The following is a 25,179-nucleotide window of genomic DNA, read 5'->3' as shown; positions in this document are numbered from 1 at the left end:
GGCCGAAGCCGGGGTTCGCTCATGACGCCAGGGCGCTCGCATCGCGAAGTGCCCATCGTGCAAGGATCAGAACGTGATGCTCCAGGTGTCGATGCGGCCCAGGTCGGCCGGGCCGGAGTCGACCGCGCGCAACTTCCACGCGCCGTTGAGGGTTTCGCTCGACAGATTCAGCGTGTAGGTGCCGGCGACGTTGTCGGCGCTGCCGCCGCTGTTGTTGTGCAGGTTGTAGACGGAGCCGTCCGGCGCGATCAGGTCGACCTTCAGGTCGCCCTTGTACGGATGGATGATGTTGATCGACACCGAGGCGTTGCTCGGCGCGTTGCCGGTGCGGCCCGACACGGTGATGGTGCTCGACACGCCGGTCGTGTTGTTGTCCGGAATGTTGTAGTCGGTGCCGTTGCTGTAGGTCTGGGTGCCCGGGTTCGGGTTGCCGCCGCCGAGCGAATCCAGCGCCGCCTTGGCGTTGACGATGCCCACGCCGATCGGCTGGTCCGGCGTGCTCGGGAACGCGCGCGCGGTGTTCTTGAGGATGGTCTCGATCTCGGCCGGGGTCTTCGGCGTGGTGACCTTGGCCTGGATCAACGCGACCACGCCGGCGACGTGCGGAGTCGCCATCGAGGTGCCGCCGTAGGACGCGTAGCTCTCGGCGCCCGGCGTGGTGGTGCCCGAGTTCAGCGTCGACAGGATGTTCGAACCCGGCGCGGCCACGTCGACCACGGTGCCGTAGTTCGACTTCTGGGTGCTGCTCCACACCGAACGCGCACCATTGCTGTCGACAGCGCCGACCGTGATCACGCCGGTGCAGTTGGCCGGACGCGCGTTGGAGGCGTTGCCGTTGTTGTTGCCGGCGGCGACCACCACGGTCACGCCGCGCGAGACCGCGCCGTTGATCGCGGTCTGGTAGGTGGAACCGCAGGTGCCGCTGCCGCCCAGGCTCATGTTGATGACTTCGGCCGGGTTCGGATTGGCCGGCACGCCGGACACGGTGCCGCCCGAGGCCCAGGTGATCGCGTCGGCGATGTCGGCCAGGGTGCCGCCGCAACGGCCGAGCACGCGCACCGGCACGACCTTGGCGTTGTACGCGGTGCCCGAAACGCCCTTGGCGTTGTTGGTGACCGCGGCGATGGTGCCGGCGACGTGGGTGCCGTGCCAGCTGGAATTGCTCGCGTAACCCAGGCCGCAATCGGCGGCGGCGAACCAGTCGCCCTGATCGGCCGGGTTGGAATCGCGGCCGTTGCTGTCGCGCGCGGCGGTGGCGTCGCTGATGAAATCGTAGCCGCCGATGATGTTGGCGTTGAGATCGGTGTGGCTGACGATGCCGGTATCGATGACCGCGACCACCACGCCGGTGCCGGTGCTCACGTCCCAGGCCTGGGTCGCGTTGATGCCCGAGGCGGTGTAGCCCCATTGCTCGCCGAAGCGGGTGTCGTTGGGGGTGAAGAACGCTGTCATGCGCGCGTTGGGCTCGACGAACTCGACGCTCGGATCGGCGGCGATCTGGCGCATCAGCGATTCGGCTTCGGCGCGATCGAGCTTGCGTCCGGCGCGCACGACGTCGGCGCCGATCGAGGTGCGGCGCACGTGCTTGAGGCCCAGCGCGTTGCTCTTGCCGGAGAACCCGGTCGAGGCGGCGCCGAGGGATTTGAGCAGGGTGGCTTCGTTGCTGCGCGCGGCGCTGCCGTCGCGGTACTTGACGATGAATTCGTCCTGCTGGCCGGCATTGGCCAGCGCGGTGAGGTTGATGCGGTCGGCGGCATAGGCGGATACCGCGACGCAGGACAGAGCGGTCACGGTGGCGGCGGCAAGCGCGTGCTTGCGCAGGACGCGCATGGTGCGGTCGGACATGGATGAAACCCCCAAAAACGAAGTGCCGTCTTGCGGCGTTCAACGCGTGGTGGCGGGTGTGGCCACATCCATGTCTGCACACGACAGCGACCACGCTGTTTGTGTACGGACTCGTGACTGCCTGGTCCGCGCTAACACGCTACGGCTGCACTAACAGTGCCAACAAGCGGTTTACCGTGTGGTTGCAGGGGGCGTTGTGTGAGCGACGTTGCACATTTGGGTTTTTTCGATGCAACGGATACTCACCGCATACACATAAGTGGTGGTGTTGCGGCGCAGCACGCGCGCCACGAATCGGAGAGCGGATCCCGCGTTCGGCGATTTCCTAGTTATTCCGTATGAAATTCATGATCGTCGCGTGTCGGTATCGCTTAATCCCCTCTCCCGCGCTGCGGGAGAGGGGACAAGCGCATGCGCCTTCGGTAACGCGCGCATGCCTGCGATCGATCGGTGCCTGTCGATCAGTGCCGTTCGGATCGCGACGCTTCGAATCGCGTCGTTTCAAAACCGCACTGCTTCGAACCGCACCGGTTTGAACCACACCGCTTCGAATCTTGCCGATCGAATCGATAGGGCTTGATCGCCGTGACGCGGATCAGAACGTGATGCTCCAGGTATCGATGCGGCCGGTGTCGATCGAGGCGCGGTCGGCGGCGCGCAGCTTCCAGGTGCCGTTGAGCGCTTCGCTCGACAGGTTGCGGGTGAAGGTGCCGGTGACATTGTCGGCGCTGCCGCCGGTGCGGTTGTGCAGGTTGTAGACCGTGCCGTCCGGCGCGATCAGATCGACGATCAGATCGCCCTTGTACGAGTGCAGGATGTTGACCGAGATCTGCGCGTTGCTCGGCGCGTTGCCGGTGCGGCCCGATACCGCGATGCTGCTGGTCACGCCGGTGGCGTTGTTGTCGGGAATGTTGACGTCGGTGCCGTTGGTGTAGGTCTGCGCGCCGCTGCTGCCGACGGTGACGGTGCCGGTCTTGGTGTTGGTCGCGCCGTCGTCGTCGGTCACCGTCAGGGTGACGGTGTAGGTGCCGGCGGCGCTGTAGGTCTTGCTCGGATTGGCCGCGGTCGAGGTGGTGCCGTCGCCGAAGTTCCAGCTGCGCGAGGCGATGCTGCCGTCGCTGTCGGTCGAGCTGTCGGTGAAGCTGACGGTCAGGCCGCTGACGCTGGAGCTGAAGTTCGCCACCGGCGGGTTGTTGCCCGGGCCGGGGCCGCCAGCGAACAGCGAGTACAGCAGACGGTTCGGCGAGCCGCGCAGATCGGTGATCTTGCCCGGGGTGGCGTTGTTGACGATGGCCGCGTGCACTTGGTCGGGCGTCGCGGTCGGATTGACCGCCAGGTACAGCGCCGCGACGCCGGCCACGTGCGGCGAGGCCATCGAGGTGCCGCTGTTGGAGACCGACGCGGTCGCGCTGCTGATGCCGGCGGAAACGATCGAGGTGCCCGGCGCGAACAAGTCCAGACAGGTGCCCCAGCTGGAGGCCTGGCCGCTGGTCCAGATCGAACGCGCATCGTTGCGGTCGCTGGCGCCGACGGTGATCGCGCGCGGAACCCGCGACGGCGACTCGGTGCAAGCGTCGATGTTGCCGTTGCCCGCCGCGACCACCGCGACGACGCCGGCGTTGATCAGCGCGTTGACCGCGGTATCGGTCGCGGTCGAGGCCGGACCGCCCAGGCTCATGTTCGCCACCGCGGGCTTGACGTGATTGGCGGTGACCCAGTCGATGCCGGCGATGATCTGCGAATTCGGCGCGCTGGAGCCGCAACCGAACACGCGTACCGGATGGACCGTCGCCTTCTTGGCCACGCCCCAGGTGGTGCCGGCGACGGTGCCGGCGACATGGCTGCCGTGACCGTGGCAGTCGGTGGTGCTGGGATCGCCGGACACCGAAGAGAAGCCGTTGCCGATGCGGCCGGTGAATTCGGTGTGGTCGGCGCGCAGGCCGGTGTCGACGATGTAGGCGTGCACGCCAGTGGCGTCGGTGTCGTAGGTGTAACTGGTGCTCAGCGGCAGATCGCGCTGATCGATGCGGTCGATGCCCCAGGTCGCGTTGTTCTGGGTAGCCTCGACCGACATGTAGCCGTCTTCTTCGACGAAGGCCACGCGCGGATCCTTGAGCAGTTGCGCCAGCGACGCATCGTCGGCGTCGATCACGAAGCCGCGCAGCGCGTGCTGATAGCTGCGCTGCAGCTTGGCGCGGTATTGATTGGCGATGCCTTGCGCGACCGAAGGCACGTTGGCCACGCCGTTGCGGCTGTCGGCCGACAAGGTGGCGGCCTGTTCCTTCAGCACGACGATGTAACGGCCTTCGATCGGCCTGGCGACGGTCAGCAGTTCCGCGGCCAGTCCCGGCAGCGCGACGGCGATCAGCGAAGCACCGATGGCCAGCGACAAAATACGACGATTCATGCACGTCTCTCCGTGTGGATGGGATCCGGCCCTCGCGGCGGACTGCGGTCGGGCGCGTCCACGGCGAGCGGCGTCCCGCTGCACGCAGTCCGGTGCGCCGTATCGTCGCGGCCACCGGCGTCGCACCCGACAAAAGTAGCGCGCAGCGGCTGCGCCGCCAGCGCGTTCCACGGCACTGACCGTACTGTGCGATCCCGAATTGGACCCGAGTGGTGCCGCGGTGCGCGGCGGATAACCGACCTGGCTTGCGCGATGCGCAACGTCGAAGGTGCGAAAGCCCGGCGGCCTGTACGGCCCATGCGTCTGCGTGGCCGTGGACAACAACCTAGGCACACGCGCAACCCGCGTCTACGCACTGAAAACGGTTCACGCGGGCACAAACCGTGAACACGATTTGCAGTTCTTACAATCGGATGCGCATGCCGTGTGCCCCACGGCGCGCCATACGTAAGCGTCCGGCGCCATCGCGCCGGCGACGATCAGAGCATTCCGGTTTCCAGGCGCGCGGCCTCGGACATCATGTGCCGGCCCCACGGTGGATCGAACACCAGCTCGACGTCGGCCTCGGCCACGGTCGGAATCATTTCGAGCTTGCTGCGCACGTCGTCGACCAGGATGTCGCCCATGCCGCAGGCCGGCGCGGTCAGGGTCATGCGCACTTCGACCACGCGCTGGCCGTCGTCGCGCGGCTTGACCGTGGCCTCGTAGACCAGGCCCAGCTCGACCACGTTGATCGGAATTTCCGGATCGAAGCAGGTGCGCAGTTGCTTCCACACCAATTGCTCGACCGCTTCGTCGTCGGCGCCGGCGGCCAGCTCCAGCGGCTCGGGCGGCTCCTTGCCGATCGCATCGGCATCGCGGCCGGCGATGCGGAACAGGTTGCCTTCGACGAACACGGTGTAGCTGCCGCCGAGCGCCTGGGTGATGTAACCCACGCTGCCGGCAGGCAGATTGACCTCTTCGCCTTGCGGCACGAGGACGGCGGCGCAATCGCGCTCGAAACGGACGGGTTCGCTGCTGCGGGAATACATGGCGGAAAGATGGGGATGCCGTGCCGCAGCACAAGTCGCGCCATTCTACCGGTCGCGGCCGGCTATGCTGTAGGGCTTGCCCCATCCACAGTGTTCCGCCCATGACCGTCGCCGTCCCGCCCGATCACCACGCGACCGCCCCGCGCGGCCAAGCTCCGCAAGGCGAGGCTTCGCAAGGCCAGACTCCGCAAGGCGCGGAGCCGCGGGCCGGCGGCGAGCGCCGGATGACCCCGCTGTCGTGGCTGCTGCTGGTCCTGGGCATTTTCGGCTTCGCCGCGTTCTGGGTCCTGCTGAGCCTGGCCTGGGACCGCCAATGCAGCTGGATGGCGGTGCTGGGCGCGCTCGACATCGCCTGGATGATGCGCCTGGGCGGCTGGCGCCCGGGTCCGCGCCGGCTCGCGTTCGGGGTGCTGGCGACCGTGGCGATCGTGCTGTTCGCCAACTGGGGCATCGCCGCGGGCCAGTACGGCGCGGTGATGGGCCTGGATCCGCTGGACTCGGCCTCCAAGCTGGGGCCGAACTTCTTCCTGATCCTGTTCCAGCTGGCCAATACCGGCATGGACCTGATCTGGCTGGGGCTGGCGTTGATCGTCGCGGCGGTGGCGTCGCGCTGAGGGATCGAGGCGAAGCGAGGCTTGCGCCGGTGTTGGTGATTCGCGGTCGCGGCTTGCGCCGCTCCTGCAGGGGTTTCGGGACGGCCCGATGCAAATCCGATTGCGCGATTCCTTCACCGAGCCCCTGTAGGAGCGACGCGAGTCGCGACCGCGACAACCGGGCGGCGGCGTAACCGTCGGCAATCGAAGCAGCGCCCACCTGCCGCCGAAAACCGCCGACTGCATGACGAATCGAACCGAGGCCTGCGCGGCAGTTGCGGTTCGCGGTCGCGGCTTACGCCGCTCCTGCAGAGGCTTCGGGCTGCTTTCGCCGCCAATCGTGCCTCAGTCTCCGAACGCCATCGCCTCCAGGCAATGCGCGAACATCCGCGCCGCCTCCTCGATCTCGACCACCGACAGCGCGCCGTAGCCGAACAGCAGCCCGGCGCGATCGGGCGGTTCGAAGTAGTACGGCGCGATCGAATACAAGCCCAATCCGCGGGTCTGGGCGAAGGCGATGAACGCCGCGCCCTGGGCCGCGTCGCGACCGCGCAGCCACACCACCAAATGCATGCCGGCATGCGAGTCGTCGATCTGCACCGCATCGCCGGTCAGCCGCCGCAACGCCTCCAGCAGCACGTCGCGCCGCTGTTTCAAGGTCTTGGCGGTGCGGCGCAGGTGGCGCTCGAAGCCGCCGTCGGCGAGGAAATGCGCCAGCGCGGCCTGTTCGATCCCGGGCGAACCGAAGTCGTCGCACCATTTGGCGCTGATGAAATCGTCGCGCAAACCCGGCGGGGCCACGATGTAACCCAGCCGCAGCGACGGAAACAGCACTTTCGAGAACGTGCCGGTGTAGATCACCCGGCGGCCGTCGTCGAGCCCGGCCAGGGCCGCGTGCGGCTGCGCGTCGTAGCGGAATTCGCCGTCGTAGTCGTCTTCGAAGATCCAGCACTCGTGCCGGTTGGCGTAGTCCAGCAGCGCGCGCCGGCGCGGCAGCGACATCAACGCGCCGGTCGGGAACTGGTGCGACGGGGTCACGCAGATCAATCGCGGCGGACGCTCGGGCAGCAGGTCGGTGCGCAGGCCTTCGCCGTCGACCGGCACCGGCAGCAGCCGCGCGCCGTGGATCTGCAGCGCTTCGCGCACGGCGAAGTACTGCGGCTCCTCGATCGCCACCTCGTCGCCTTCGTCGAGCAACACCCGCGCGGTCAGGCTGATCGCCTGCTGGGTGCCGGTGCAGATCACCACGTCCTCGGGCGCGGCCTGCACGCCGCGGCGCAGCGACAGGTATTCGCACACCGCCGCGCGCAGTGCCGGCAGGCCCTGCGCGGGCGGGTAATTCGGCGGTTGGTACGCGGCCGCGTGCGACAGCGCGCGCGCCCACGCCGAGGTCAGCAGCGGATTGGTGAACGGCACCCCGTACTGGAAGCTGTGCAGGGTGCCCGGCGCGCGCCGGCCGGGGATGTTGGCGTGATCGTGATAGCGGCGCAGACGCCGCGCGTAGGCGCTTTGCGCGGCGATCCGCGTCGGCGGCTCGCTGCGCGGCTGCACCGGCGCGCCGGGCAGGGCCACGTAGCTGCCGGAGCCGACCCGGGCCTGCATGAAGCCTTCCGCGCGCAGTTGTTCGTACGCCGCCAGCACCGTGTTGCGCGACACGCCGAGCTGCTGGGACAGCAGCCGGGTCGGCGGAAAGCGCATCCCGGCCGGCAGCCGGCCGGCCAGCACGGCCTCTTTCAACGACCGGACCAATTGGCCGTGCAAAGGCCCCCGGCCGTCCAGCGGCAGATACATGGCGTGGCTCCGGATTGGCCCCTGCGGGCCGGGTTTGCGGCCGATAGTGCCAAGCCAATCGGCGACTTGCGAGGCGTGGGGCGCGAGTCGGTCGTTCCCGGCACATCGACGGCGCGCCCCCGGCGCAATGCCGACCGCCGCGGGTGAACCGGGCCGGCACCGATTGGCTCCTTCGAGGCCAGGGTAATTGGCCCTCCAGATGACAGCCTCAGGTGGCTAGCTTAGGGGCCAACCGCTGTGGCTTCCCCCACTGCCGCACACCCCACGAGGCGCGCATGAGCCTGCATCACCACCGCATCCACTTCGCCGAACACCTCGACCTGTCGGCGTCCCGCCCGACCCTGCACCTGGTCCGCGCCTCCGGTCGCGCGGTCCAGCTGGACCTGCCGAGCGGCTGGCTGTCGCTGTGGCTGCCGCTGCGCGGACCACTGCGGCTGGAGTCGGCCGACAGCACCTGGGAGCTCGCGCCCGGGCACCTGCAGATCTGGCGCGACGGCCGCCTGCGCAGCAGCGCGCGGGTGCCGTGCTGGTGGCTGTGCCTGTGCGGTCCGGAAGCCGCGTGGCGCCCGCACCTGTTGACCGGCCCGGACGAAGGCGCCGAGGACCTGTTCCCCTGGGAAGGCCTGGCTCCGCGCGACGCGCAGCGACTGCTGGTGCGGCTGGCGCGGCTGGCCGCGCACCCCGACGAGTTGGCCGCCAACAGCGAAGCTCTGGTCCGCACCCTGTGCTCCCTGCTGCTGGAACAACAACGCGATCTGCAGGCGCGCCTGCCGCGTTGCAGCGGCCGCACCCAGCGCCGGCGCCAGCAGACCCTGCTGCGGCTGCTGCGCGTGCAGCACCTGATCCGCCGGCATCCGGAGATACGCCTCGACCTCAACCGTCTGGCCCGCAGCGCCAACTATTCGCCCTGTCACTTGATCCGCATCTACCGCGACGTGTTTGACGAAACCCCGACCGAGTACGCCGCGCGCCTGCGCTCGGACCGCGCCTGGCGCATGGTCCGCGACACTCGCATGCCGGTGTGCGAGATCACCGAGGCGCTGGGTTTCGAAAGCCAGAGTGCGTTCTGCCGCGCGTTCAAGAATTCGTTCGGGGTGACGGCGACGCAGGCGCGGCGGTTGGAGCGGGCGGTGGTGCGGGCGGCTTGATTGGGTGGGGATTCGGGATTCGGGATTCGGGATTCGGGATTCGGGATTCGGATTTTTAAAGGCGCGCATCGGTCATGCAATCGCTCATGAGTCATGACGCCAAAGTCGCTGGATTCCCGCGTTCGCGGGAATGACGAGCAAAAGCAAAAGCGCGCGAAACACTTCCAATCCGTCATTCCCGCGAACGCGGGAATCCAGCGACTTTTCCACAAGATCACTAGGCCACTCGATCTCGCGGCGTATGACACGCCAACCGCATACCACTGCATCTGCAACATCTCACAACTACCACGCGACACATCGACTCAGTCAACAGCCGCCATATCCCCTAGCCCGAGCCCACCATGCCCGCCACCGCCCGCTCCCTGCCCCTGTGGACCGCCATCGGCGGACTCATCGCCGGCACCCTCGACATCGTCTACGCGATCACCTACTGGGGTCTCACCAAGCACGTTCCCGCGCAACGCATCCTGCACAGCGTCGCGTCCGGCCTGATCGGACGCGAGGCGGCGTTCGCCGGCGGCGCGGCGACCGCATCGCTCGGGCTGTTCCTGCATTACTTCATCGCCCTGGTCATGGCCGCGGTCTACGCCGCCGCCGCGCGCAAACTCGACTGGATACGCCGCCATCCGTGGCTGGCCTCGACCGTGTACGGCCTGTGGCTGTTCGTGGCGATGAACTTCATCGTCGTGCCCCTCTCGCGCGCCGGCGCCAAGGGCTTGCCGCCGGACATGCTGTGGATCGTGCTGAGCGTGGCGGTGCATATCGCGTTCGTGGCCTGGCCGATCGCCTGGGCGGTGAATCGCGTGCTGTCGGATCGGGGCTCGCGTCATGGGCGTTGACCGCGATCGCGGCATCGCCGTTGCGCCCGCGGATGACTCACGACCCAAGCAATCGCGGCCGATGCCGACCATGCTCGGCGCGGTCGCCTTCGCCTTCGCCCTCGCCATCAGCTGTTGGGCCAACGCTGCCACGCCGCCGGCCGTGGCCGTAGCCGCAACCGCTACCGCTACCGCTACCGTAACCGCCACGCGCGACGAAGACCGCATCGCCTACCCGAGCGGCTACACCCGCTGGACCCACATCCGCAGCGGCCTGATTACCGCCAAGCACCCCGCGTTCCCGCGCTTCGGCGGCCTGCACCACATCTACGCCAACCCGGGCTCGCTGGAGGGCTACCGCAGCGGCCGCTACGCCGACGGCTCGGTGCTGGTCTACGACCTGTTCGAAACCCGCGACCACGGCGACGGCATCGTCGACCAGGGCCCGCGCCGGCAGATCGACGTAATGGTCAAGGACAGCAAGCGCTTCGCCGCGACCGGCGGCTGGGGCTACGCCGAATTCGCCGTCGGCACGACCACCGACCGCCTGAGCAACGCCGATCGCGACGGCTGCGCGGCCTGTCATGCCAGCCGCAAGCAGCACGGCCATGTGTTCAGCGAATGGCCCAATCGGGCCGAGCCGCGAGCGGGCGAGTCGTAATCACGGCCGCCGTCGATGCCGGCACCCGGCGTCGGCTACGGCGCCGGTCGATCCGTCATTGAGCCGTGCCACTCGGCCCGCCTCCGTTTCGCGCCTCGTTTTCGCGCGCGACCGATGCATTAAATCGTCCACCGCCTCCGGACGGCCCCTGACGCGGGCCGCCCTGCCGCTGCGTGCGAATCCAGGCAAAACCCGGCGCGTTTACGTCCCGTCCGTCCCCAGCCCCGCCCGAAATGCGAGAATCCGCCCTCGCACACCTTCTCGACGACCGCCAGGCGTTCTCGCCGGGCGCCGCATCGACGACGGCACTCCATCGGACGGCGGCGCCCCGCGCGCCGGCCGACAGCTTCACCCACCGGGCCCGGCGGCCCGGCCCGGCAGGACAGACCATGATCACCAACGACGTATTGCGCAGCATCCGCTACATGCTCGACCTGAGCGACCTCAAGGTGGTCGAGATCGTCAAGCTCGCCGATCCCGACTTCGCCCTGGAAAAGGCCGACGTGCAGGCCTTCCTCAAGAAGGACGAAGACGAGGGCTACGCCGAATGCACCGACGCGGTGCTCGCGCGCTTCCTCGACGGGTTGGTGTTCCATTACCGCGGCCGCGACGAAAACGCGCCGCCGCGGCCGATGGAGAAGCGGGTCAGCAACAACCTGGTGCTCAAGAAGCTGCGCGTCGCCTTCGAACTCAAGGACGTCGACATGCACCAGGTGTTCGAACAGGCCGGTTTTCCGGTATCGAAACCCGAGCTGAGCGCGCTGTTCCGCCAGAGCGATCACAAGAACTTCCGCGCCTGCGGCGATCAGATGCTGCGCAATTTCCTCAAGGGCCTGACCTTGCGCGTGCGCGGCGGCTGATCGATCGATCCGGGCGCGCGGCCGCGACTCAACGTCCGGCCACCCCGATCCCCACCGGCGCGCCGTTCGCGAACACGATCGGCGCGCCCGCGCGCTGCAAGCGATCGCCTTCGATCCGGAACGTGTACATCGCGCGCTCGACGATGCTCTGCGCGAACAGCGTGCGCGAATCGTCGGCGAAACCGATGCCCTCGGCCCAGCCGCCGAACGGCGCCTGATCCAGCCATTTCAGGCGCCGGCCTTCGATCTTCAACAGCACCACCAGGCTGTCGGGCGAATAGAAGGGGTGATCCTTCGGCCGATTGCTCATGTTCTGCACCGCCGCGACCGCGTAACGGCCATCGGGCGAACAGGCGACATCCTCGGGCGCGGAACCGACGCTTACAGTGTCGACGATGCGCGGTTTGGCGCCGGACAGATCGATCAGGCTGACCGTGTCGACATCGCCGTTGCCGCTGTCGGGAACGCCGAAATTGGCGACCACGGCCAGGCCGCTGTCGCCGCAATACGACGGCGTGAACGGGGTGATGCCCGCGCCCATCTCGCGGATCGCCGGCAATCGCAGGCGATCGTTTTCGACCGCGTACATGGCCACGCGCTGACCGTCGGCCTGGGTCACCAGCACGTGCTTGCCGTCGGGCGAGAAGCCGGCCGCGAGCGCGCCCATGTTCGCGGCCATCTTCAGCGTATCCACCACCGCGATCCGGCCCTCGCGCACCGACACCACGGTGACGCTGTTGCCCGGACTCGACGGCACCAGCGCCATCGTGCCGGCCGGGTTCAACTTGATCGAGGACGGCGATACGCCCAGCGCGAGCGTTTGCGTCAGCTTCGGCGTCTTGCCGCTCAGATCGATCACCGACACGCGATCGTCGTCGGCGTACTTGCCCGGATCGTTCGCGTCCAACCGCGTCGATGCGCTGACCAATGCGAGCTTGCCGTCGCCAGACACCGCCACCGACGACGGCGCGCCGAGGTAACTGGTCGGCACGTCGACTTCGCCGAACCTGCGCAGCGCGCCATCGGCGAAGCGGAAGAACACCGCCGAATCGCGATGCGGCCCGGGCCCGATCGCGCTGGCGCCGTCCTTCAGGATCACCTTCGAATCCACGGCGACGCCGATCACCTGGCTCGTGGCGGCGAACGGCGACATGGCAGCGGCAATGGCGAGCGATACGGCGCGTAGCTTCATGACGACGAATCCTGCGGGGCTTAGCCGTCGATCATCGGCAAGCCGATGCGGATTCCCTAATCCCAAACGTCACCCATTTGCCCTGCGCCGGTTCCGCGCGGGATCGGCTCAAGACTTGGATGCCCATTCGCTCAATCCCACCAGTTGAACAAAGCGTCGCCGAGCCTTTGCGGTCGCCAGTAGCCCAAGTCGCCCGGCACGCGTGCAGGAAAATCCTCGGGCACCGGCCTGGTCAGATCGTGCGAAGACCACAGCTTGATGCCATGGAAATCCGTCATCGCCGTGGTGAGCCCCTCGTGATCGAGGAATTCCGGTTCGTACAGATGAGTCCAGCCCAGCGGCGGCGCTCCGTGCGCGCGCTCCTGCGCACTTCCGAGTCTGCTCGGCGTCGCGACGGCCCAGGCGTCATGGTCGAACGAATACAACAGATAGATTCGCCGAGAAGTTCCCCAGGACTGCGGTTCTTCCAGCATCACCGCGACAAAACTCCGCGCAGTGTCGGGTTCGTCGACCGTCAGTATCCGCACGCCGATACGCTGCGCGACCGAATGAACGATGCCGCGAATCTGGGCCAGCGACAGATGCTGGCCGAGCGGGCTGAGCCGTATCTCGCGCACGTTCCCTGCGCTCCTGTCAGCGATCCGTTCGCAGCGATCAATGCCCGCCGTCGAGCCCCTTCAATTCCGACACCAAGGCACTGGCCATTTCCGCGCCGTCGCCGTACAGCATGCGGGTGTTGTCGGCATAGAACAGCGCATTCTCGATGCCGGCGAAACCGGTGCCCTTGCCGCGCTTGATCACGATCGTGTTCTTGGAATTGATCACGTCGAGGATCGGCATGCCGTAGATCGGCGAGGCCGGATCGGTCTTGGCGACCGGATTGACCACGTCGTTGGCGCCGATCACCAGCGAGACGTCGGTGTTGGCGAACTCGGGGTTGATGTCGTCCATGTCGACGATCAGGTCGTAGGGCACGCCAGCCTCGGCCAGCAGCACGTTCATGTGCCCGGGCATGCGGCCTGCGACCGGATGGATCGCGAATTTCACCTTGACCCCGCGTTCCATCAGCTTCTGGGTGAGTTCCCAGATCTTGTGCTGCGCCTGCGCGACCGCCAAGCCGTAGCCGGGCACGATCACCACGCGTTCGGCGAAGGCCATCATCGCGGCGACGTCGCCGGCTTCGATCGGCTTCTGGGTGCCGCTGATTTCCTGGGCTTCACCGCCGCCGCCGAAATTCGAGAACAGCACGCCGCTGATCGGCCGGTTCATCGCCTTGGCCATCAACCGCGTCAGCAGCATGCCGGCCGCGCCGACCATGGTGCCGGCGATGATCAACGCCTCGTTGCCGAGCACATAGCCTTCGAACGCCACCGCCAAGCCAGTGAACGCGTTGTACAGCGAAATCACCACCGGCATGTCGGCGCCGCCGATCGGCAGGGTCATCAGCACGCCCAGGGCGAGCGCGACCACGAAGAAGGCGATGATGATCGGCACGTTGAGGGTCATGAACGCGGCGATGCCCAGCGCGACCATCGCCAGCGCGACGATCGCGTTGAATGCCTGCTGGCCCGGGAACACCACGCGCCGGTCGAGGCGACCGTCGAGCTTGGCCCAGGCGATCACCGAACCCGACAGCGAGATCGCGCCGATCGCCGCGCCGATCACCGCCAGCACCAGCGACACGCTCGGGGTCTGCATCGCGATCACGCCGCGCTCGATCTGCGCCTGCAGCGGATCGGCCGGCATCCGCGCCGACAGCCGCAGCAGTTCGACCGCGCCGATCGCCGCCGCCGAGCCGCCGCCCATGCCGTTGTACAGCGCGACCATCTGCGGCATGTCGGTGATCGCGACCTTCTTGCCCGACACCCACGCCAAGCCCGTGCCGATCACCAACGCCAGCAGGATCAGCCCGAAGTTTTCGATACCCGGCAACGCGAACGTCGCCACCGTGGCGATGACCATGCCCGCGCCGGCCCAGCGGATGCCGCTGCGCGCGGTCACCGGCGAGGCCATGCGCTGCAGGCCCAGCAGGAACAAGGTGGCGGCGACGAGATAACTGCTCTTGACCAAGATCGGCAACAGATCCATCAGGACGCGCGCTCCATAGAAAGACAGCTGCCCGGACGGCAGGACGTAACCGAGGAAAGACAGGCCGGCGACCAGCGCCAGGCCGATGACGGCGGCCGCGGCGAGCGCGGCGAAGGCACGAAAGCGCTCATTCAACCGCCCGCCTTGCCGGCCGGCTTCTTGCTGGACTTGAACATCTCCAGCATGCGTTCGGTCACCACGTAGCCGCCGGCGGCGTTGCCCGCGCCGAGCAGCACCGCGACGAAACCGATGGCTTTCTCCAAGGTGGTGTCGGCGTGGCCGAGCACGATGATCGCGCCGATCAGCACGATCCCGTGGATGAAGTTGGAACCCGACATCAGCGGGGTGTGCAGGATCACCGGCACCCGCGAAATGATGACGTGGCCGGCGATACCCGCCAGCATGAAGATATACAGCGCCACGAACCCGTCGCTCATCCGTTCTGTCCCCATGCGATGTCAGCCGCATCATAACCGTCCGTGAATGCAGCGCCAGCGCTGTCAACCGATCCGGGGCGGGGACGTTTGCGGATTGTGTAAGCGCCGCACATTCCGGTGCCTGGATTTGCCCATGCCGACCACCACCCGCCGTCACACTCGCCCGCCCGGCCCGGTCGGCCGCCGTTGAGGAGGTCCAGGTGCTGCTACCGCCAAGCGCCCGTATGCTGGAGGCCGTGAGCGTCGACAACGACCCGCCGAGCGATCCGCTGGAACACCGCTACGACCACCGGCGGGCGGCCGGCGCACGCCCGGAGTCGGCCGTGCCGGGCACGCCACGAACGGCGCCAGGCTTGGCCTCGGACCCGGCTGCGTCCACGAGCAGGCTGCGCGAGAGCGCGCCGCCGGACACCGCCTCGATCGAACAGGTCCAGCAGGAACACGCCCGGCTCGAGCAGGCCCGGCACGAGCAGGCCCGACACGAGCAGGCGCAGCAAGAACCGCCCGCGCGTCTGCCGGCGACGATCGAGGAGTTCCTGGCCGGGCTGGGCACGCGCGCGTTCCGTTTCGCCGAACTCGGCCTGCGCCATCGCGAGGATGCGCTGGACGCGGTGCAGGACGCGATGATGAAGATGCTCGGTTACCGCGAGCGTCCGCCGCAGGAATGGACGCCGCTGTTCTGGAGCATCCTGCGCAGCCGGATCGTCGACATCCAGCGCCGCCGCACCTTCCGCCTGCGCTGGCTGATGCCGGCCGCGCGCGACGACGACGATGCGCCGATGGACTGGGCCGACGACGGCCCCGACCCCTCGCGCACCCACGACGGCCGCGAGGCCTACGGCAAACTCGCCGACGCGCTGGCCAAGCTGCCGCGCCGGCAACGCGAGGCGTTTTCCTTGCGCATATTGGAAGAACTCGACGTCGCCACGACCGCGCGGGCGATGGGTTGCAGCGAAGGCGCGGTGAAAACCCATCTGTCGCGAGCACGCGAAGCCCTGCAGCGGCAATTGGAGGAATGGCGATGAACACTCACAACCCACCCGGCGGCGACCCGTCGCGGTCCCAGCGGCACGACGACCCGGAGCAGCGCTTCGACGCGGCGATGCGCGCGATGTACGCGCAGGCGGTCGAACAGGTCAGCCCGGACACCCGCATGCGCCTGCGCGCAATCCGCAACGACTCCACCGCGCGCGCCCAGCGCCGCGGCGGCGTGTTCGGCTGGGCCCTGGCCAGCGGCGGCGTGGCCGCGTTCGCGCTGGCGCTGGGCCTGCAATTCGTCGGCAATCCGGGGAGCTCGGGCAGCGCGCCCGGCGTCACCGCGGTGCCCGCGCTCGCCGGCACCGCCGAGGTCGCCCACCCGGTCGTCGACGTCAGCTACGACCCCGACACCGCGGTCGCCGCGCTCGACGAAAGTCCCGATCTTTACCTGTGGCTGGCGTCCAACACCGACGCCCTGCCGACTCACACGGAGTAACCCGCCATGCGTCGCCTCGCTACGCTCCGCTTCGCCGGCCTGGCCCTGGCCGTCGGCGTCCTGTTCGCCGCGCCGGCCTTCGCCGCGCCGCCGCCCCCGCCTTCGGGCGCGTCCGCGGCCAACCTGCCGAAGTGGGAGCAGCTCAGCCCGGCGCAGCGCGAGCAGTTGATCGCGCCGATGCGCGACCGCTGGAACAACTCGCCGGATGAACGCGAGCGCATGTTCGAACACGCCCGTCGCTGGCAGCAGATGAGCCCCGACGAACGCCAGGACGCACGCCGCGGCATGAAGCGCTGGGAGCATCTGAACCCGGAAGAGCGCGGCCAGATGCGCGCCCTGTTCGGCAAGATGCACGGCCTGGACGACAATGCGCGTCGCGCGCTGATGGAGAAGTGGCGCACCATGACTCCGGAGCAGCGCCGCGCCTGGGTGCAGGCCAATCCCGCGCCGCCGAAGCCCGAGGGTGGGCGGCGGCCGCGGGATTGAGTTTCGGGTTTCGGGTTTCGGGTTTCGGGTTTCGGGTTTCGGGAATCGGGAATCGGGAATCGGGAATCGATTTGACCCGGCGCTGGCCGAAGCCACAAGCGCGCACCGCCTATTTAATCCGGGCGACCTGATGACGTCGCCATCGAACCTTGCGTGTCGCGGCTTGCGCCGCTCCTACAGGGCCTGATCGCGGCTACGACGGCCCCCTGCAGGAGCGGCGCAAGCCGCGACCGCGCCACCGCATCCACGGCGCCACCGCATTTCATCTGGCCACCACCACAGCGTGATCGCCTCAAACACGCGATCCCCTTAGGAGGGGGCGCCGCAACGCCAGGCGCCGCCGCGACGCAACCCGCGGAAACTCGATAAATCGGCCGCAATAGCGCCTGCCCGCGCGCCTTAGCGCAACACCCCACCCGCATCCGCCGCCACAACCCCATCCAGCCGCACCGCCAACCAGGCGATCGCGTCATGCAAGGCTTCGAACCTGATTTCCTCGCCGCGATGCGGCTCGCGATAGCCCAGCACGCGCCAATCCCCGAGTCGCGGATCGAAACTCAGGCTGAAAACGGCGCGGCTGCGCTTGATCTCATCGGTATCCGACGTGTCGCCCTGCGCTACGTCGAACAGCAAGATGCGCGATGACGACCAATGCCGGTCGCTGCGCACCGCGAAGCCACGCATGCGCAACTGCGACAGCGCATCGGCGAGCGCGTCATGGCCGCGGCCGCGTTCGTTGCGAAGCGCGTTGATACGGCGGCCGACTTCGACCGCGGCCTCATGCAAGGAATCGAAACTTGTGTCGTCGCTCTGCGCCGCGCTGGCCACGACCTGCCAGCGCGCGCCGTTCTGAGCGATCAGAAAGGTGTCGTGATGCAGATCGAGCACCGTGCCTGGATCCCCGGGCCCGCCGGCACCCAGCACCACGCGTTCGGCTTCGCCGGCGACACCGATATGGCCCGGACGCTCGGCGCCCGGCCAATGCAGGAAACCCTGGTCCTTGAACCAGGCGATCGCATCCTCGCGGGTGACGATCCGCTTCACCGATCAGGCGGGCGCCGCGCGCTCCGGCCACACCGTCTTGGTCAGCAATTCGTCGTTCCAGTCGAAATTCACCGCGCCATCGTTGACGAACAGGCTGACGAAATTGAACACGTTGCGCGCATACATCTCGCTGGCATGCACCGCGCCGCTGCTGGCCAGATTCAACGGCCCGGCGACGGTCACGCCGTTGACGTCGATGGTTTCGCCGGGCCGGGTGAGTTCGCAATTGCCGCCGGTTTCGGCGGCCAGATCGACCAGCACGCTGCCGGGCTTCATTCCGCCGATCATCGCCGCGGTCACGATCTTCGGCGCCGGGCGCCCCGGCACCGCGGCGGTGCAGACGATCACGTCGATGTTCTTGAGATGTTCGCCGAGCCGGCGCTGCTGCTCGGCGCGTTCTTCCTCGGTGAGCTGGCGCGCGTAACCGCCCTCGCCCGCGGCGCTGACGCCCAGGTCGAGGAACTTGCCGCCGAGCGATTCGATCTGTTCGCGCGTTTCCGGGCGCACGTCGAAGCCCTCGACCTGCGCGCCCAGGCGCTTGGCGGTCGCGATCGCCTGCAGGCCGGCGACGCCGGCACCGACGATCAGCACCTTGGATGGACGGATCGTGCCGGCCGCGGTGGTCAGCATCGGGAAGAAGCGCGGCGCCAGTTGGGCCGCGATCAGCACCGCCTTGTAGCCAGCCATGCCGGCCTGCGAGCTGAGTACGTCCATGGCCTGCGCGCGGGTGGTGCGCGGCAGACGTTCGAGCGGGAAGGCATTGAGTTTGCGCGCGACGATCGCCTCGCCGCGCGCGGCATCGGCCTGCGGCTGCAGCAGGCCGACCAGCGCCGCGCCTTCGCGCAGGGTCGCCAGCCGCGTCGGATCGGGCGCCTGCACGCACAGCACCACTTCGGCGTCGGCCACGGCCGCGGCCGCGTCGTCGGCGAGTTCGGCGCCGGCCTGGACATAGGCATCGTCGGTGAAGCTCGCCGCGCGGCCGGCGCCGCGCTGCACGCGCACCCGCGCGCCGCGGGCGACCAGTTTCTTGCAGGTTTCCGGCGTGAGCGCGACGCGCTTCTCGCCTGATGCGGTTTCGCTCGCAACGCCAATCGTAATGCCCGACATGCTCCGCTCCGTACCCCGTTCACCGCATCGTAGCGGAATGCCCGGCGGCCGTGCGATCTCGGATCGATGACGGCGACGGCGGCAGCGCGCGGAAACGGATTGGGGTCACATCGTGGGGCCAAGCTGGGTGCCTGTCTGAGCCGTTCGGTCGCCGCGACCCCGCGAGGTTTCGCGGAACGGGCGTCAGCCCCGACGCCTTCCGGTCAAGTCGCCGCATCGGAGCCGAAAGCGTCGGGCCTGAAGGCCTTCCCACAAAAAACTTCGGGGCTTTCGCCCCGTCGTGGTAGTGCTTCTCGAGATAAGGACATCGCTACGGCCAAGCAAGCATCGACAGCGAACGCAGCTTCCTAATGCCCGCCCGCTCGCGGTAACTCAGATCACCCGATCCAGATGCCGCCGCACCTGCCGCATCGCTTCATCGAACGCGGTGCGTTCGGCGCCGACCAACAACCGTCCGGACGCCGCCAATACCGCCAATTCCTCCGCCGACGCCACCAGCGCGCGTACGCCGCGCCGGTTGACCAGCAGGAAACGCGAGGTCAGCGGACTGACCCAGGCGACCTTCACCGCGACGGTCTCGCCCTGGGTGTTGGTCAGGCGCAGCCAATCGCCCGGCTCAAGCTGGCGCATGCGTTCGGCCAGCAAGGGATCGTGCGCGCCGGAACCGTCGCCGCCGCCGGCCATGTACAGGCGGCGCTCCTCGGCGATGTCTTCCTCGACCTCCGACGCGCTCGGCGGCGCATGTTCGTCGCGCTCGCTGTCCGGGGTCGCCAGCGCCCGCACCAGGCCGGCCATGCCGTGCTGGGCCGCGCTGTCGTCCAGGCCCGAACTGGCCAGGCACTGGACGATAATCGGCTGCAGCGCCAACAACTGATCGGCCAGTTCGCGGCCGCGGTTCTCGGCGGCGAGCTTGTCGGCCATCACCAGCGCGTCGCCCAGTGCCAGCGCCTGGGCGCGGCGCTTGGGATCTTCGTTTTCGCGCAGCAGCACCTGGACCATGTGGTGACGCCACGGCGTGGCCAGGAAATCGGCCACCGCCTGGGTCAGCCGGCCTTCGCCGATGCGTTCGCGCACCGCCGCGTCGGCCTGGCTGCGCGCCGCGCCGAGGCGCTCGCGTCCGTAGGTCGCCTTGGCCGCGCGCTGTTCCTGCAGTTCGATCCGGCGCCGATGCTGCGACAACAACGCGTCGAGTTCGGCGTGAGCCAGCTCGAACACCGCCAGGTCTTCGTTGTAATCGGAGACGATGCGCTGCGAAATATCAGAAGCGCGCTCGAGCAGATCGCGGTCCTGCGGGGTTTCGCCGTCGTTGCCTTCGCAGGCTTCGGTGATCGCATCGAGCAGGCGCCGCGCCGGGTGTTCGCGTTTGACGAACACCTCGTTGTCGGTCAGCGCGACCTTGACGTAGGGCATCACCAGCCGCGCATACACGCGCCGCGCGCGGTCCTGCAAGGCGTGATTGCGGAACAGCGAATCGAACAGCAACGCGACCAGATCGATCGCATCGTCCTCTTCGGCGCTGAAGCAGGTCTGGTCGGGATTAAAGCCGAGCCGGCGCGCGCCGTCGAACAATTGGTCGCGGATGGTTTCGCCCAGGCGTCCGGACACCGCCAACGCGCGCGCGTACGCGTCCGGCGGTTCGGGCTGCAACAGCGAGGCCATGCCGACCACTTCGTCGATGCGCAGCTCGCGCCGCGGCGCCATCGAACGCTGCGGCGCCTGCCCCGGCGGCGGACCGCCGGCCTTGACCATGCCCTCGCGCCAGGCGTGCAGTTGCGAACGCAATTCGGCCAGTTCGCTGGCCATCGCCGCCACATCGGCCTGCGAAATCGTCTGATTATTGGGCTGGCTGTCGTGACCGCCGGCATGCGCGGCCTGGCCGCCGCCGTAACCGCCGCTCGCGGCGGAATGAGCGTTGTAGTCGTGGGGCACGGACGCGGCAGCCTCGCGATGCGGGACGGTGTCGAACACGCTGTCGAGCGTGTTGCGGTCGCGGCGCTCTTCGGCCGCGCGAGCCGGTGCCGCGGGCGCGCCTGCGCCGCCCATGCTGACACCGTAACCGGCCGTCGCCATCAGATTGTTGACGCGGCCGTACAAGTCGCCGAGCAGCCGCGCGAGTTCGTATTCGTACTGGCGGAACAGGCGCAGGCGCAGGCTCTCGTTGACCTGCGCTTCGCTGTAGATGGCGGTGAAGGCCTTGACCAGCCGGTACGGGCCTAGCGGGTTGTCGCCTTCGGGCGCGCCCATTGCCTGCGACATCATCTGCAGACGGCTGCGGATCATTTCCAGCGGGCGCTGATAGCGCACTTCCAGCGCCTCGGTCAGGCGCTCGCCGTCCAGGTCGAACGCCAGTTGCTGCTCGCCGACCAGTTGCAGCGGCGAACCGCCGAGCCCGCCGACCACGCTGCCGGGCTGGCGGAACGCGTCGAAGCCGTGACCGACCTGCTGGCGAAACGCCATCACATGGCTGGCCTGTTGCTGACGCAGGATCCACAATGCGGCCTGGTCTTCGTAATGATGATTGCGACCGTCGCCCTTGAGCGAGTCGGCCTTCAGCGCTTCCTCGATCGGTCCATACAAGGTGCCCGGCAGCCCCCCGAGTTGCTCGAGCGTCTGTCGTTTGATTTCTTCGAGCACGCGCGACGGATCGCTGCGCGTGGTCTGAACGACGCCGTGCAAATGACCGGACACGTACGGAGTTCCCCCTGATGGATGCGGTCGCGTCTGTTTGCGACTGCCACGGTCAGGATAGTGCCTAGATGCGTCCATTTATGTGTCGCCATTCATTTTTGTGACCGAGGTTCAACTTACTTCCATGCCCACCGCCTCCCCCGACTTGCTCATCGCCCTCGACAGCCGTCGATCCGTGCCCGCCAAGCAGCTCACCGCGCCCGGACCGGACGAATCCACCCTTAAACGTATGTTGACCTCGGCCGTGCGCGTGCCCGATCACGGCAAGCGCGTGCCGTTCCGCTTCCTCACCATTGAAGGTGACGCGCGCCACGCCCTCGGCGAACGCGTCGCCGCACGCGGCATCGAGGTGTTTCCCAACGCCGGCGAGGCCGCTATCGAAAAGGACCGCGGCCGGTATTCCTCCGCGCCGCTGATCGTCACCGTGATCGCCAAGCTCGGCCCCGACGAAAAAATCCCCGAGTTCGAACGCGTGCTCACCGTCGGCAGCGTGTGCTTCGCGTTGTTGCAGGCGGCGCAGGCCTTCGGCTTCGGCGCGGTCTGGCTGACCGGCTGGCCGGCCTACGATCAACAGGTCGCGAACTGGCTGGGCCTGCAGGCCGACGAACGCATCGCCGGCTTCATCCATATCGGCACGCCGAAGCTCGATGCGCCCGAACGCGAGCGCCCCGATCCGGCCGAATTGACGCAAGCCTGGTCGCCGACCTGAGCGCCGCGTGTTTGAATGAGCCCATGAACAACGCCGCACCCACACCGGCCGCGCCTACCGCGGTCTACCTGGTCGACGCCAGCCTGTACGTGTTCCGCGCCTGGCACTCGATCCCCGACGAGTTCCAGGACGCCGAAGGCTGGCCGACCAACGCCGTCCACGGCTTCGCCCGCTTCCTGCTCGAACTGATCGAACGCGAACGCCCGCGCCATATCGCGGTCGCCTTCGACGAAGCGCTGGACTCTTGCTTCCGCAACGCGATCTATCCGGCCTACAAGGCCAATCGCGATCCCGCGCCGGACGCGCTCAAGCGCCAGTTCGGCCACTGCCAGGCGCTGTGCCGCGCGCTCGGCCTGGCAGTGCTGTCGGATTCGCAGTACGAAGCCGACGACCTGATCGGCAGCGCGATCGTGGCCATGCGCGGTCACGGCTACCGCGGGGTGATCGTGTCGGCCGACAAGGACCTGTCGCAGTTGCTCGATACCCACGACGAACAATGGGACTTCGCCCGCGGCCAACGCTGGGGCGCCGACGGCGTGCACGCGCGCCAGGGCGTGCATGCGCGCCAGGTCGCCGATTACCTCGCTCTTACCGGCGACGCGGTCGACAACATTCCCGGCGTGCCCGGGATCGGCGCCAAGACCGCGGCCGCCCTGCTCGCCCACTTCGATACCCTCGATGCCTTGCTGGCGCGGGTCGAGGAAGTCCCGTTCCTGCGCCTGCGCGGCGCCGCCAGCGCCGCGGCGCGGCTGCGCGAACACCGCGCGCAGGCCTTGCTGTGCAGGCAACTCACCACGATCGCGCTGGACGCGCCGCTGGGCGACAGCAGCGGGCATTTTGTGCGCGGTCCCGCCAATGCGGCCGGCCTGCTGGAACTGTGCGACCGTCTGCGCTTCGGACCGATGACCCGGCGCCGGCTGCACGAAGCGGTCGGCCTGGACTTCGCCGCGTCACAGGTTCCGTCGTAGCATCACCCGCCCGCGGCGCGGCACCGACCGACCCCGCCCCGCTGCGGTACGCTGAGAACATGAACGCGTCGCCGCACGGCCGCGGCCGGTCCCGGCCGGCTCCGTCGCGACGCGCCCCCTTCCAGCCACGCCCAAGCGCCTCGCTCACGCGAGACGACCCTGCGAGGAACGCAATGACCTCAGCCGATCACACCGCGCACGACCAACCGATCGAAACCATCTACACCGGCCAGTGGCTGCGCATGATGCGCCGCGGCCATTGGGAATACGCCGAACGCACCCACGGCAAGGGCATGGCGGTGATCATCGTCGCCGTCACCCCCGACGACAACATCCTGTTCGTCGAGCAGTACCGCGTGCCGCTGGGCGCGCGCACCATCGAAATGCCGGCCGGCCTGGTCGGCGACGACCACGACCACGACACCCTCGAATCGGCAGCGCAACGCGAACTGATCGAAGAAACCGGCTGGGACCCCGCGCGCGTGGAGGTCCTGCTGACCGGCCCGACCTCCGCCGGCATGAGCAGCGAACGCATCGCCTTCGTCCGCGCGACCCAGCTGAGCAAGGTCGGCGACGGCGGCGGCGTGGCCGGCGAAGACATCATCGTCCACGAAGTCCCGCGCGCCACCGCGCCGATGTGGCTGATGCAGAAACAGGCGGAAGGCTACGAACTCGACCTCAAGCTGTGGGCGGGGCTTTGGATGATTGAGCGCAATCCGGATGGGTCGGCGGTGGGTTGAACGACCCCAAGCGCTTCAAATTCCACGGCAAAACGATCACACGCTGTCGCAGCGCGCCCGTTCAATTGCGACCGGGCTTGCATCCGAACAAGGCATGGGCCGAGGCCAATTCGGTACAAGCCCCAGCGCTCAATCCCAAGTTGATCCCGTCGAGCTCCAATGTCTCCGGAGAGGTCATCAGCTCGGCGACGGTCATCATCGCGAAGCGTTCGCGAGACTCGGGCGGCAGTCCGGCGTGGTAACGAGTGAGAAACCAATTCAAGGCCCATATCGGTTTCATGGCGCCGTAGACTTCTATGCGCCGCTCCAACAATCCGGAAAATAAATTGTCTATGCCTTGCCGGGTCATATTGTAGTAGTGATGGGGATAGCCATGCAGCGGCTGCAGAAAAGGGGCCACGCACATCAACTGACCTCCCGGCTTGAGCACGCGCATCAATTCGCGCGCCGCCTGAAACGGGTCCTTGACGTGTTCGAGTACATTCAAGCTCAGCACCGCATCGAAGCTTTCGTCGGTGAACGGTAGACGCTCGGCGACCGCCAGCACGTCGGTGGTGTCGTAAGCCACGACCTCGCAATTCACGACGTTTCGGTAATAGATGTCGCGCAGTCCCGCACCACAATCCAGCACGAGTCCGTCGCGATGGCGCTCGACCAAACCTAGCGCCTCGTGGTCGTATCCGTGGGAGCTGACGTTTTCGGTAGCGACGATGCCGAACTCTTCGGCAAGTTCCGCGCTCAGAAAATTCAGGCAATCCATCGACTCCACGCATTCCATCTCCGCGCTCAGCAGCGGGCGCACCTTCGCCAGCTTTTCCTGCTTCCAGGACGCCGGGATCGTCAGACGCAGACCGCGCCGCTCGAACCGACCAAACGCATCGAAATGCGCCCGGCCGCTCGCACAACGGCCCGCCGCCACCTCTCGCGCTACATCCGCGTTCCCGCGCAGATAAGCAGCTTCATCGTAGTTGCTTTCGTCAGCGACGACCTGAAGTGGAAGTGCGTTCACGAATATTCATCCCCGCGCCCGATGCAGCCGTCTTGGACACGAATCGTCGACAATAACAACGCGGACGCACCACGCCGGCA

The 25,179-nt window shown here is 67.8% G+C and carries 23 protein-coding genes; 11 read left to right on the top strand and 12 right to left on the bottom strand.

What is annotated here, in order from left to right; translation table 11 throughout:
- Positions 1 to 66: 66 nt before the first annotated feature.
- The 3 genes from ASD86_RS16885 to sufT form a co-directional block, all read right to left on the bottom strand.
- Positions 67 to 1,845: a S8 family serine peptidase gene (locus ASD86_RS16885; RefSeq protein ID WP_082578438.1), complete on the bottom strand. Its 1,779-nt coding sequence runs from the start codon at positions 1,843 to 1,845 to the stop codon at positions 67 to 69.
- Positions 1,846 to 2,440: 595 nt separating this feature from the next.
- Entirely contained in the window at positions 2,441 to 4,252 is a 1,812-nt protein-coding gene (locus ASD86_RS28280; protein ID WP_056113125.1) for a S8 family serine peptidase, read from the bottom strand.
- 479 nt (positions 4,253 to 4,731) lie between these two features.
- The gene (gene sufT, locus ASD86_RS16875) at positions 4,732 to 5,283 is read right to left on the bottom strand and encodes a putative Fe-S cluster assembly protein SufT (RefSeq protein WP_056113122.1); all 552 of its coding nucleotides are present in this window, start codon (positions 5,281 to 5,283) and stop codon (positions 4,732 to 4,734) included.
- A gap of 101 nt (positions 5,284 to 5,384) precedes the next feature.
- On the opposite strand from sufT, the gene ASD86_RS16870 reads away from it, so the two are divergent.
- Positions 5,385 to 5,897 (top strand): hypothetical protein, encoded by a 513-nt coding sequence (locus ASD86_RS16870; protein WP_056113119.1) that lies wholly within the window; start codon positions 5,385 to 5,387, stop codon positions 5,895 to 5,897.
- A 324-nt stretch (positions 5,898 to 6,221) separates the two neighbouring features.
- On the opposite strand, the gene ASD86_RS16865 is transcribed toward ASD86_RS16870, so the two are convergent.
- Positions 6,222 to 7,667, bottom strand: coding sequence for a PLP-dependent aminotransferase family protein (locus ASD86_RS16865; RefSeq protein WP_056113115.1), 1,446 nt, complete (start codon positions 7,665 to 7,667; stop codon positions 6,222 to 6,224).
- A 275-nt stretch (positions 7,668 to 7,942) separates the two neighbouring features.
- On the opposite strand from ASD86_RS16865, the gene ASD86_RS16860 reads away from it, so the two are divergent.
- From ASD86_RS16860 to ASD86_RS16845, 4 genes are all read left to right on the top strand, one after another.
- Positions 7,943 to 8,815, top strand: a complete 873-nt coding sequence (locus tag ASD86_RS16860; RefSeq protein ID WP_056113112.1) for an AraC family transcriptional regulator — start codon at positions 7,943 to 7,945, stop codon at positions 8,813 to 8,815.
- 344 nt (positions 8,816 to 9,159) lie between these two features.
- Positions 9,160 to 9,657 (top strand): hypothetical protein, encoded by a 498-nt coding sequence (locus ASD86_RS16855; protein ID WP_056113108.1) that lies wholly within the window; start codon positions 9,160 to 9,162, stop codon positions 9,655 to 9,657.
- Positions 9,658 to 9,718: 61 nt separating this feature from the next.
- Positions 9,719 to 10,297 carry a cytochrome P460 family protein gene (locus tag ASD86_RS16850; RefSeq protein WP_162253685.1) on the top strand — a complete coding sequence of 193 codons (579 nt, stop codon included), beginning with the start codon at positions 9,719 to 9,721 and terminating at the stop codon, positions 10,295 to 10,297.
- Positions 10,298 to 10,686: 389 nt separating this feature from the next.
- On the top strand, positions 10,687 to 11,157 hold the full coding sequence (locus ASD86_RS16845; protein WP_056113102.1) for a DUF1456 family protein: 471 nt from the start codon (positions 10,687 to 10,689) through the stop codon (positions 11,155 to 11,157).
- Positions 11,158 to 11,185: 28 nt separating this feature from the next.
- Here the strand turns inward: ASD86_RS16845 and ASD86_RS16840 are convergent, their stop codons facing one another.
- From ASD86_RS16840 to ASD86_RS16825, 4 genes are all read right to left on the bottom strand, one after another.
- The gene (locus ASD86_RS16840; protein WP_056113098.1) at positions 11,186 to 12,349 is read right to left on the bottom strand and encodes a hypothetical protein; all 1,164 of its coding nucleotides are present in this window, start codon (positions 12,347 to 12,349) and stop codon (positions 11,186 to 11,188) included.
- A gap of 131 nt (positions 12,350 to 12,480) precedes the next feature.
- Positions 12,481 to 12,966 carry a hypothetical protein gene (locus ASD86_RS16835; protein ID WP_056113096.1) on the bottom strand — a complete coding sequence of 162 codons (486 nt, stop codon included), beginning with the start codon at positions 12,964 to 12,966 and terminating at the stop codon, positions 12,481 to 12,483.
- Positions 12,967 to 13,003: 37 nt separating this feature from the next.
- A complete protein-coding gene (locus ASD86_RS16830; RefSeq protein ID WP_056113268.1) occupies positions 13,004 to 14,437 on the bottom strand; it encodes an NAD(P)(+) transhydrogenase (Re/Si-specific) subunit beta in 1,434 nt (477 codons plus the stop codon).
- A 131-nt stretch (positions 14,438 to 14,568) separates the two neighbouring features.
- Complete coding sequence (locus ASD86_RS16825) at positions 14,569 to 14,874, bottom strand: NAD(P) transhydrogenase subunit alpha (RefSeq protein ID WP_056113093.1); 306 nt, start codon at positions 14,872 to 14,874, stop codon at positions 14,569 to 14,571.
- Between the two features lie 512 nt (positions 14,875 to 15,386).
- On the opposite strand from ASD86_RS16825, the gene ASD86_RS27920 reads away from it, so the two are divergent.
- The 3 genes from ASD86_RS27920 to ASD86_RS16810 are packed head-to-tail and all read left to right on the top strand — an operon-like array spanning position 15,387 to position 16,834.
- Positions 15,387 to 15,899, top strand: a complete 513-nt coding sequence (locus ASD86_RS27920) for an RNA polymerase sigma factor (protein WP_036114424.1) — start codon at positions 15,387 to 15,389, stop codon at positions 15,897 to 15,899.
- Positions 15,896 to 16,348, top strand: a complete 453-nt coding sequence (locus ASD86_RS16815; protein WP_157476769.1) for a hypothetical protein — start codon at positions 15,896 to 15,898, stop codon at positions 16,346 to 16,348. Before ASD86_RS27920 ends, ASD86_RS16815 begins: the two co-directional genes overlap by 4 nt.
- Before the next feature lie 6 nt (positions 16,349 to 16,354).
- Positions 16,355 to 16,834: a DUF3106 domain-containing protein gene (locus ASD86_RS16810; RefSeq protein WP_056113088.1), complete on the top strand. Its 480-nt coding sequence runs from the start codon at positions 16,355 to 16,357 to the stop codon at positions 16,832 to 16,834.
- Positions 16,835 to 17,233: 399 nt separating this feature from the next.
- On the opposite strand, the gene ASD86_RS16805 is transcribed toward ASD86_RS16810, so the two are convergent.
- The 3 genes from ASD86_RS16805 to ASD86_RS16795 all read right to left on the bottom strand — a co-directional run bounded on the left by ASD86_RS16805 (position 17,234) and on the right by ASD86_RS16795 (position 21,673).
- Positions 17,234 to 17,878 carry a hypothetical protein gene (locus ASD86_RS16805; protein WP_056113083.1) on the bottom strand — a complete coding sequence of 215 codons (645 nt, stop codon included), beginning with the start codon at positions 17,876 to 17,878 and terminating at the stop codon, positions 17,234 to 17,236.
- Between the two features lie 3 nt (positions 17,879 to 17,881).
- A complete protein-coding gene (locus ASD86_RS16800) occupies positions 17,882 to 18,985 on the bottom strand; it encodes an NAD(P) transhydrogenase subunit alpha (protein WP_056113079.1) in 1,104 nt (367 codons plus the stop codon).
- A 372-nt stretch (positions 18,986 to 19,357) separates the two neighbouring features.
- Entirely contained in the window at positions 19,358 to 21,673 is a 2,316-nt protein-coding gene (locus ASD86_RS16795; RefSeq protein ID WP_162253684.1) for a DUF1631 family protein, read from the bottom strand.
- Between the two features lie 124 nt (positions 21,674 to 21,797).
- Between ASD86_RS16795 and ASD86_RS16790 the strand changes: the two genes are divergently transcribed.
- From ASD86_RS16790 to ASD86_RS16780, 3 genes are all read left to right on the top strand, one after another.
- Positions 21,798 to 22,382 (top strand): nitroreductase, encoded by a 585-nt coding sequence (locus ASD86_RS16790; RefSeq protein WP_056113074.1) that lies wholly within the window; start codon positions 21,798 to 21,800, stop codon positions 22,380 to 22,382.
- A 23-nt stretch (positions 22,383 to 22,405) separates the two neighbouring features.
- Complete coding sequence (locus ASD86_RS16785) at positions 22,406 to 23,350, top strand: 5'-3' exonuclease H3TH domain-containing protein (RefSeq protein ID WP_056113071.1); 945 nt, start codon at positions 22,406 to 22,408, stop codon at positions 23,348 to 23,350.
- A gap of 173 nt (positions 23,351 to 23,523) precedes the next feature.
- The gene (locus ASD86_RS16780) at positions 23,524 to 24,090 is read left to right on the top strand and encodes an NUDIX hydrolase (RefSeq protein ID WP_056113067.1); all 567 of its coding nucleotides are present in this window, start codon (positions 23,524 to 23,526) and stop codon (positions 24,088 to 24,090) included.
- A 61-nt stretch (positions 24,091 to 24,151) separates the two neighbouring features.
- Here ASD86_RS16780 and ASD86_RS16775 read toward each other — a convergent pair whose 3' ends face one another.
- The gene (locus tag ASD86_RS16775) at positions 24,152 to 25,099 is read right to left on the bottom strand and encodes a class I SAM-dependent methyltransferase (RefSeq protein ID WP_157476767.1); all 948 of its coding nucleotides are present in this window, start codon (positions 25,097 to 25,099) and stop codon (positions 24,152 to 24,154) included.
- Positions 25,100 to 25,179 lie beyond the last annotated feature (80 nt).

The organism is Lysobacter sp. Root690, from assembly GCF_001427785.1.
In the GTDB taxonomy this organism is placed as follows: Bacteria; Pseudomonadota; Gammaproteobacteria; order Xanthomonadales; family Xanthomonadaceae; genus Lysobacter.
Note: the sequence above shows the minus strand (reverse complement) of the source record. Positions and strands in the feature narration are given on the sequence as shown.

Coding starts and splice junctions, on each gene's coding strand:
- sufT (WP_056113122.1), bottom strand. CDS start 5,283: ATGTATTCCCGCAGCAGCGAACCCGTCCGTTTCGAGCGCGATTGCGCC.
- ASD86_RS16815 (WP_157476769.1), top strand. CDS start 15,896: ATGAACACTCACAACCCACCCGGCGGCGACCCGTCGCGGTCCCAGCGG.
- ASD86_RS28280 (WP_056113125.1), bottom strand. CDS start 4,252: ATGAATCGTCGTATTTTGTCGCTGGCCATCGGTGCTTCGCTGATCGCC.
- ASD86_RS16850 (WP_162253685.1), top strand. CDS start 9,719: ATGCCGACCATGCTCGGCGCGGTCGCCTTCGCCTTCGCCCTCGCCATC.
- ASD86_RS16800 (WP_056113079.1), bottom strand. CDS start 18,985: ATGTCGGGCATTACGATTGGCGTTGCGAGCGAAACCGCATCAGGCGAG.
- ASD86_RS16810 (WP_056113088.1), top strand. CDS start 16,355: ATGCGTCGCCTCGCTACGCTCCGCTTCGCCGGCCTGGCCCTGGCCGTC.
- ASD86_RS16830 (WP_056113268.1), bottom strand. CDS start 14,437: ATGGATCTGTTGCCGATCTTGGTCAAGAGCAGTTATCTCGTCGCCGCC.
- ASD86_RS16790 (WP_056113074.1), top strand. CDS start 21,798: ATGCCCACCGCCTCCCCCGACTTGCTCATCGCCCTCGACAGCCGTCGA.
- ASD86_RS16845 (WP_056113102.1), top strand. CDS start 10,687: ATGATCACCAACGACGTATTGCGCAGCATCCGCTACATGCTCGACCTG.
- ASD86_RS16785 (WP_056113071.1), top strand. CDS start 22,406: ATGAACAACGCCGCACCCACACCGGCCGCGCCTACCGCGGTCTACCTG.
- ASD86_RS16825 (WP_056113093.1), bottom strand. CDS start 14,874: ATGAGCGACGGGTTCGTGGCGCTGTATATCTTCATGCTGGCGGGTATC.
- ASD86_RS16860 (WP_056113112.1), top strand. CDS start 7,943: ATGAGCCTGCATCACCACCGCATCCACTTCGCCGAACACCTCGACCTG.
- ASD86_RS16780 (WP_056113067.1), top strand. CDS start 23,524: ATGACCTCAGCCGATCACACCGCGCACGACCAACCGATCGAAACCATC.
- ASD86_RS16870 (WP_056113119.1), top strand. CDS start 5,385: ATGACCGTCGCCGTCCCGCCCGATCACCACGCGACCGCCCCGCGCGGC.
- ASD86_RS16840 (WP_056113098.1), bottom strand. CDS start 12,349: ATGAAGCTACGCGCCGTATCGCTCGCCATTGCCGCTGCCATGTCGCCG.
- ASD86_RS16855 (WP_056113108.1), top strand. CDS start 9,160: ATGCCCGCCACCGCCCGCTCCCTGCCCCTGTGGACCGCCATCGGCGGA.
- ASD86_RS16865 (WP_056113115.1), bottom strand. CDS start 7,667: ATGTATCTGCCGCTGGACGGCCGGGGGCCTTTGCACGGCCAATTGGTC.
- ASD86_RS16885 (WP_082578438.1), bottom strand. CDS start 1,845: ATGTCCGACCGCACCATGCGCGTCCTGCGCAAGCACGCGCTTGCCGCC.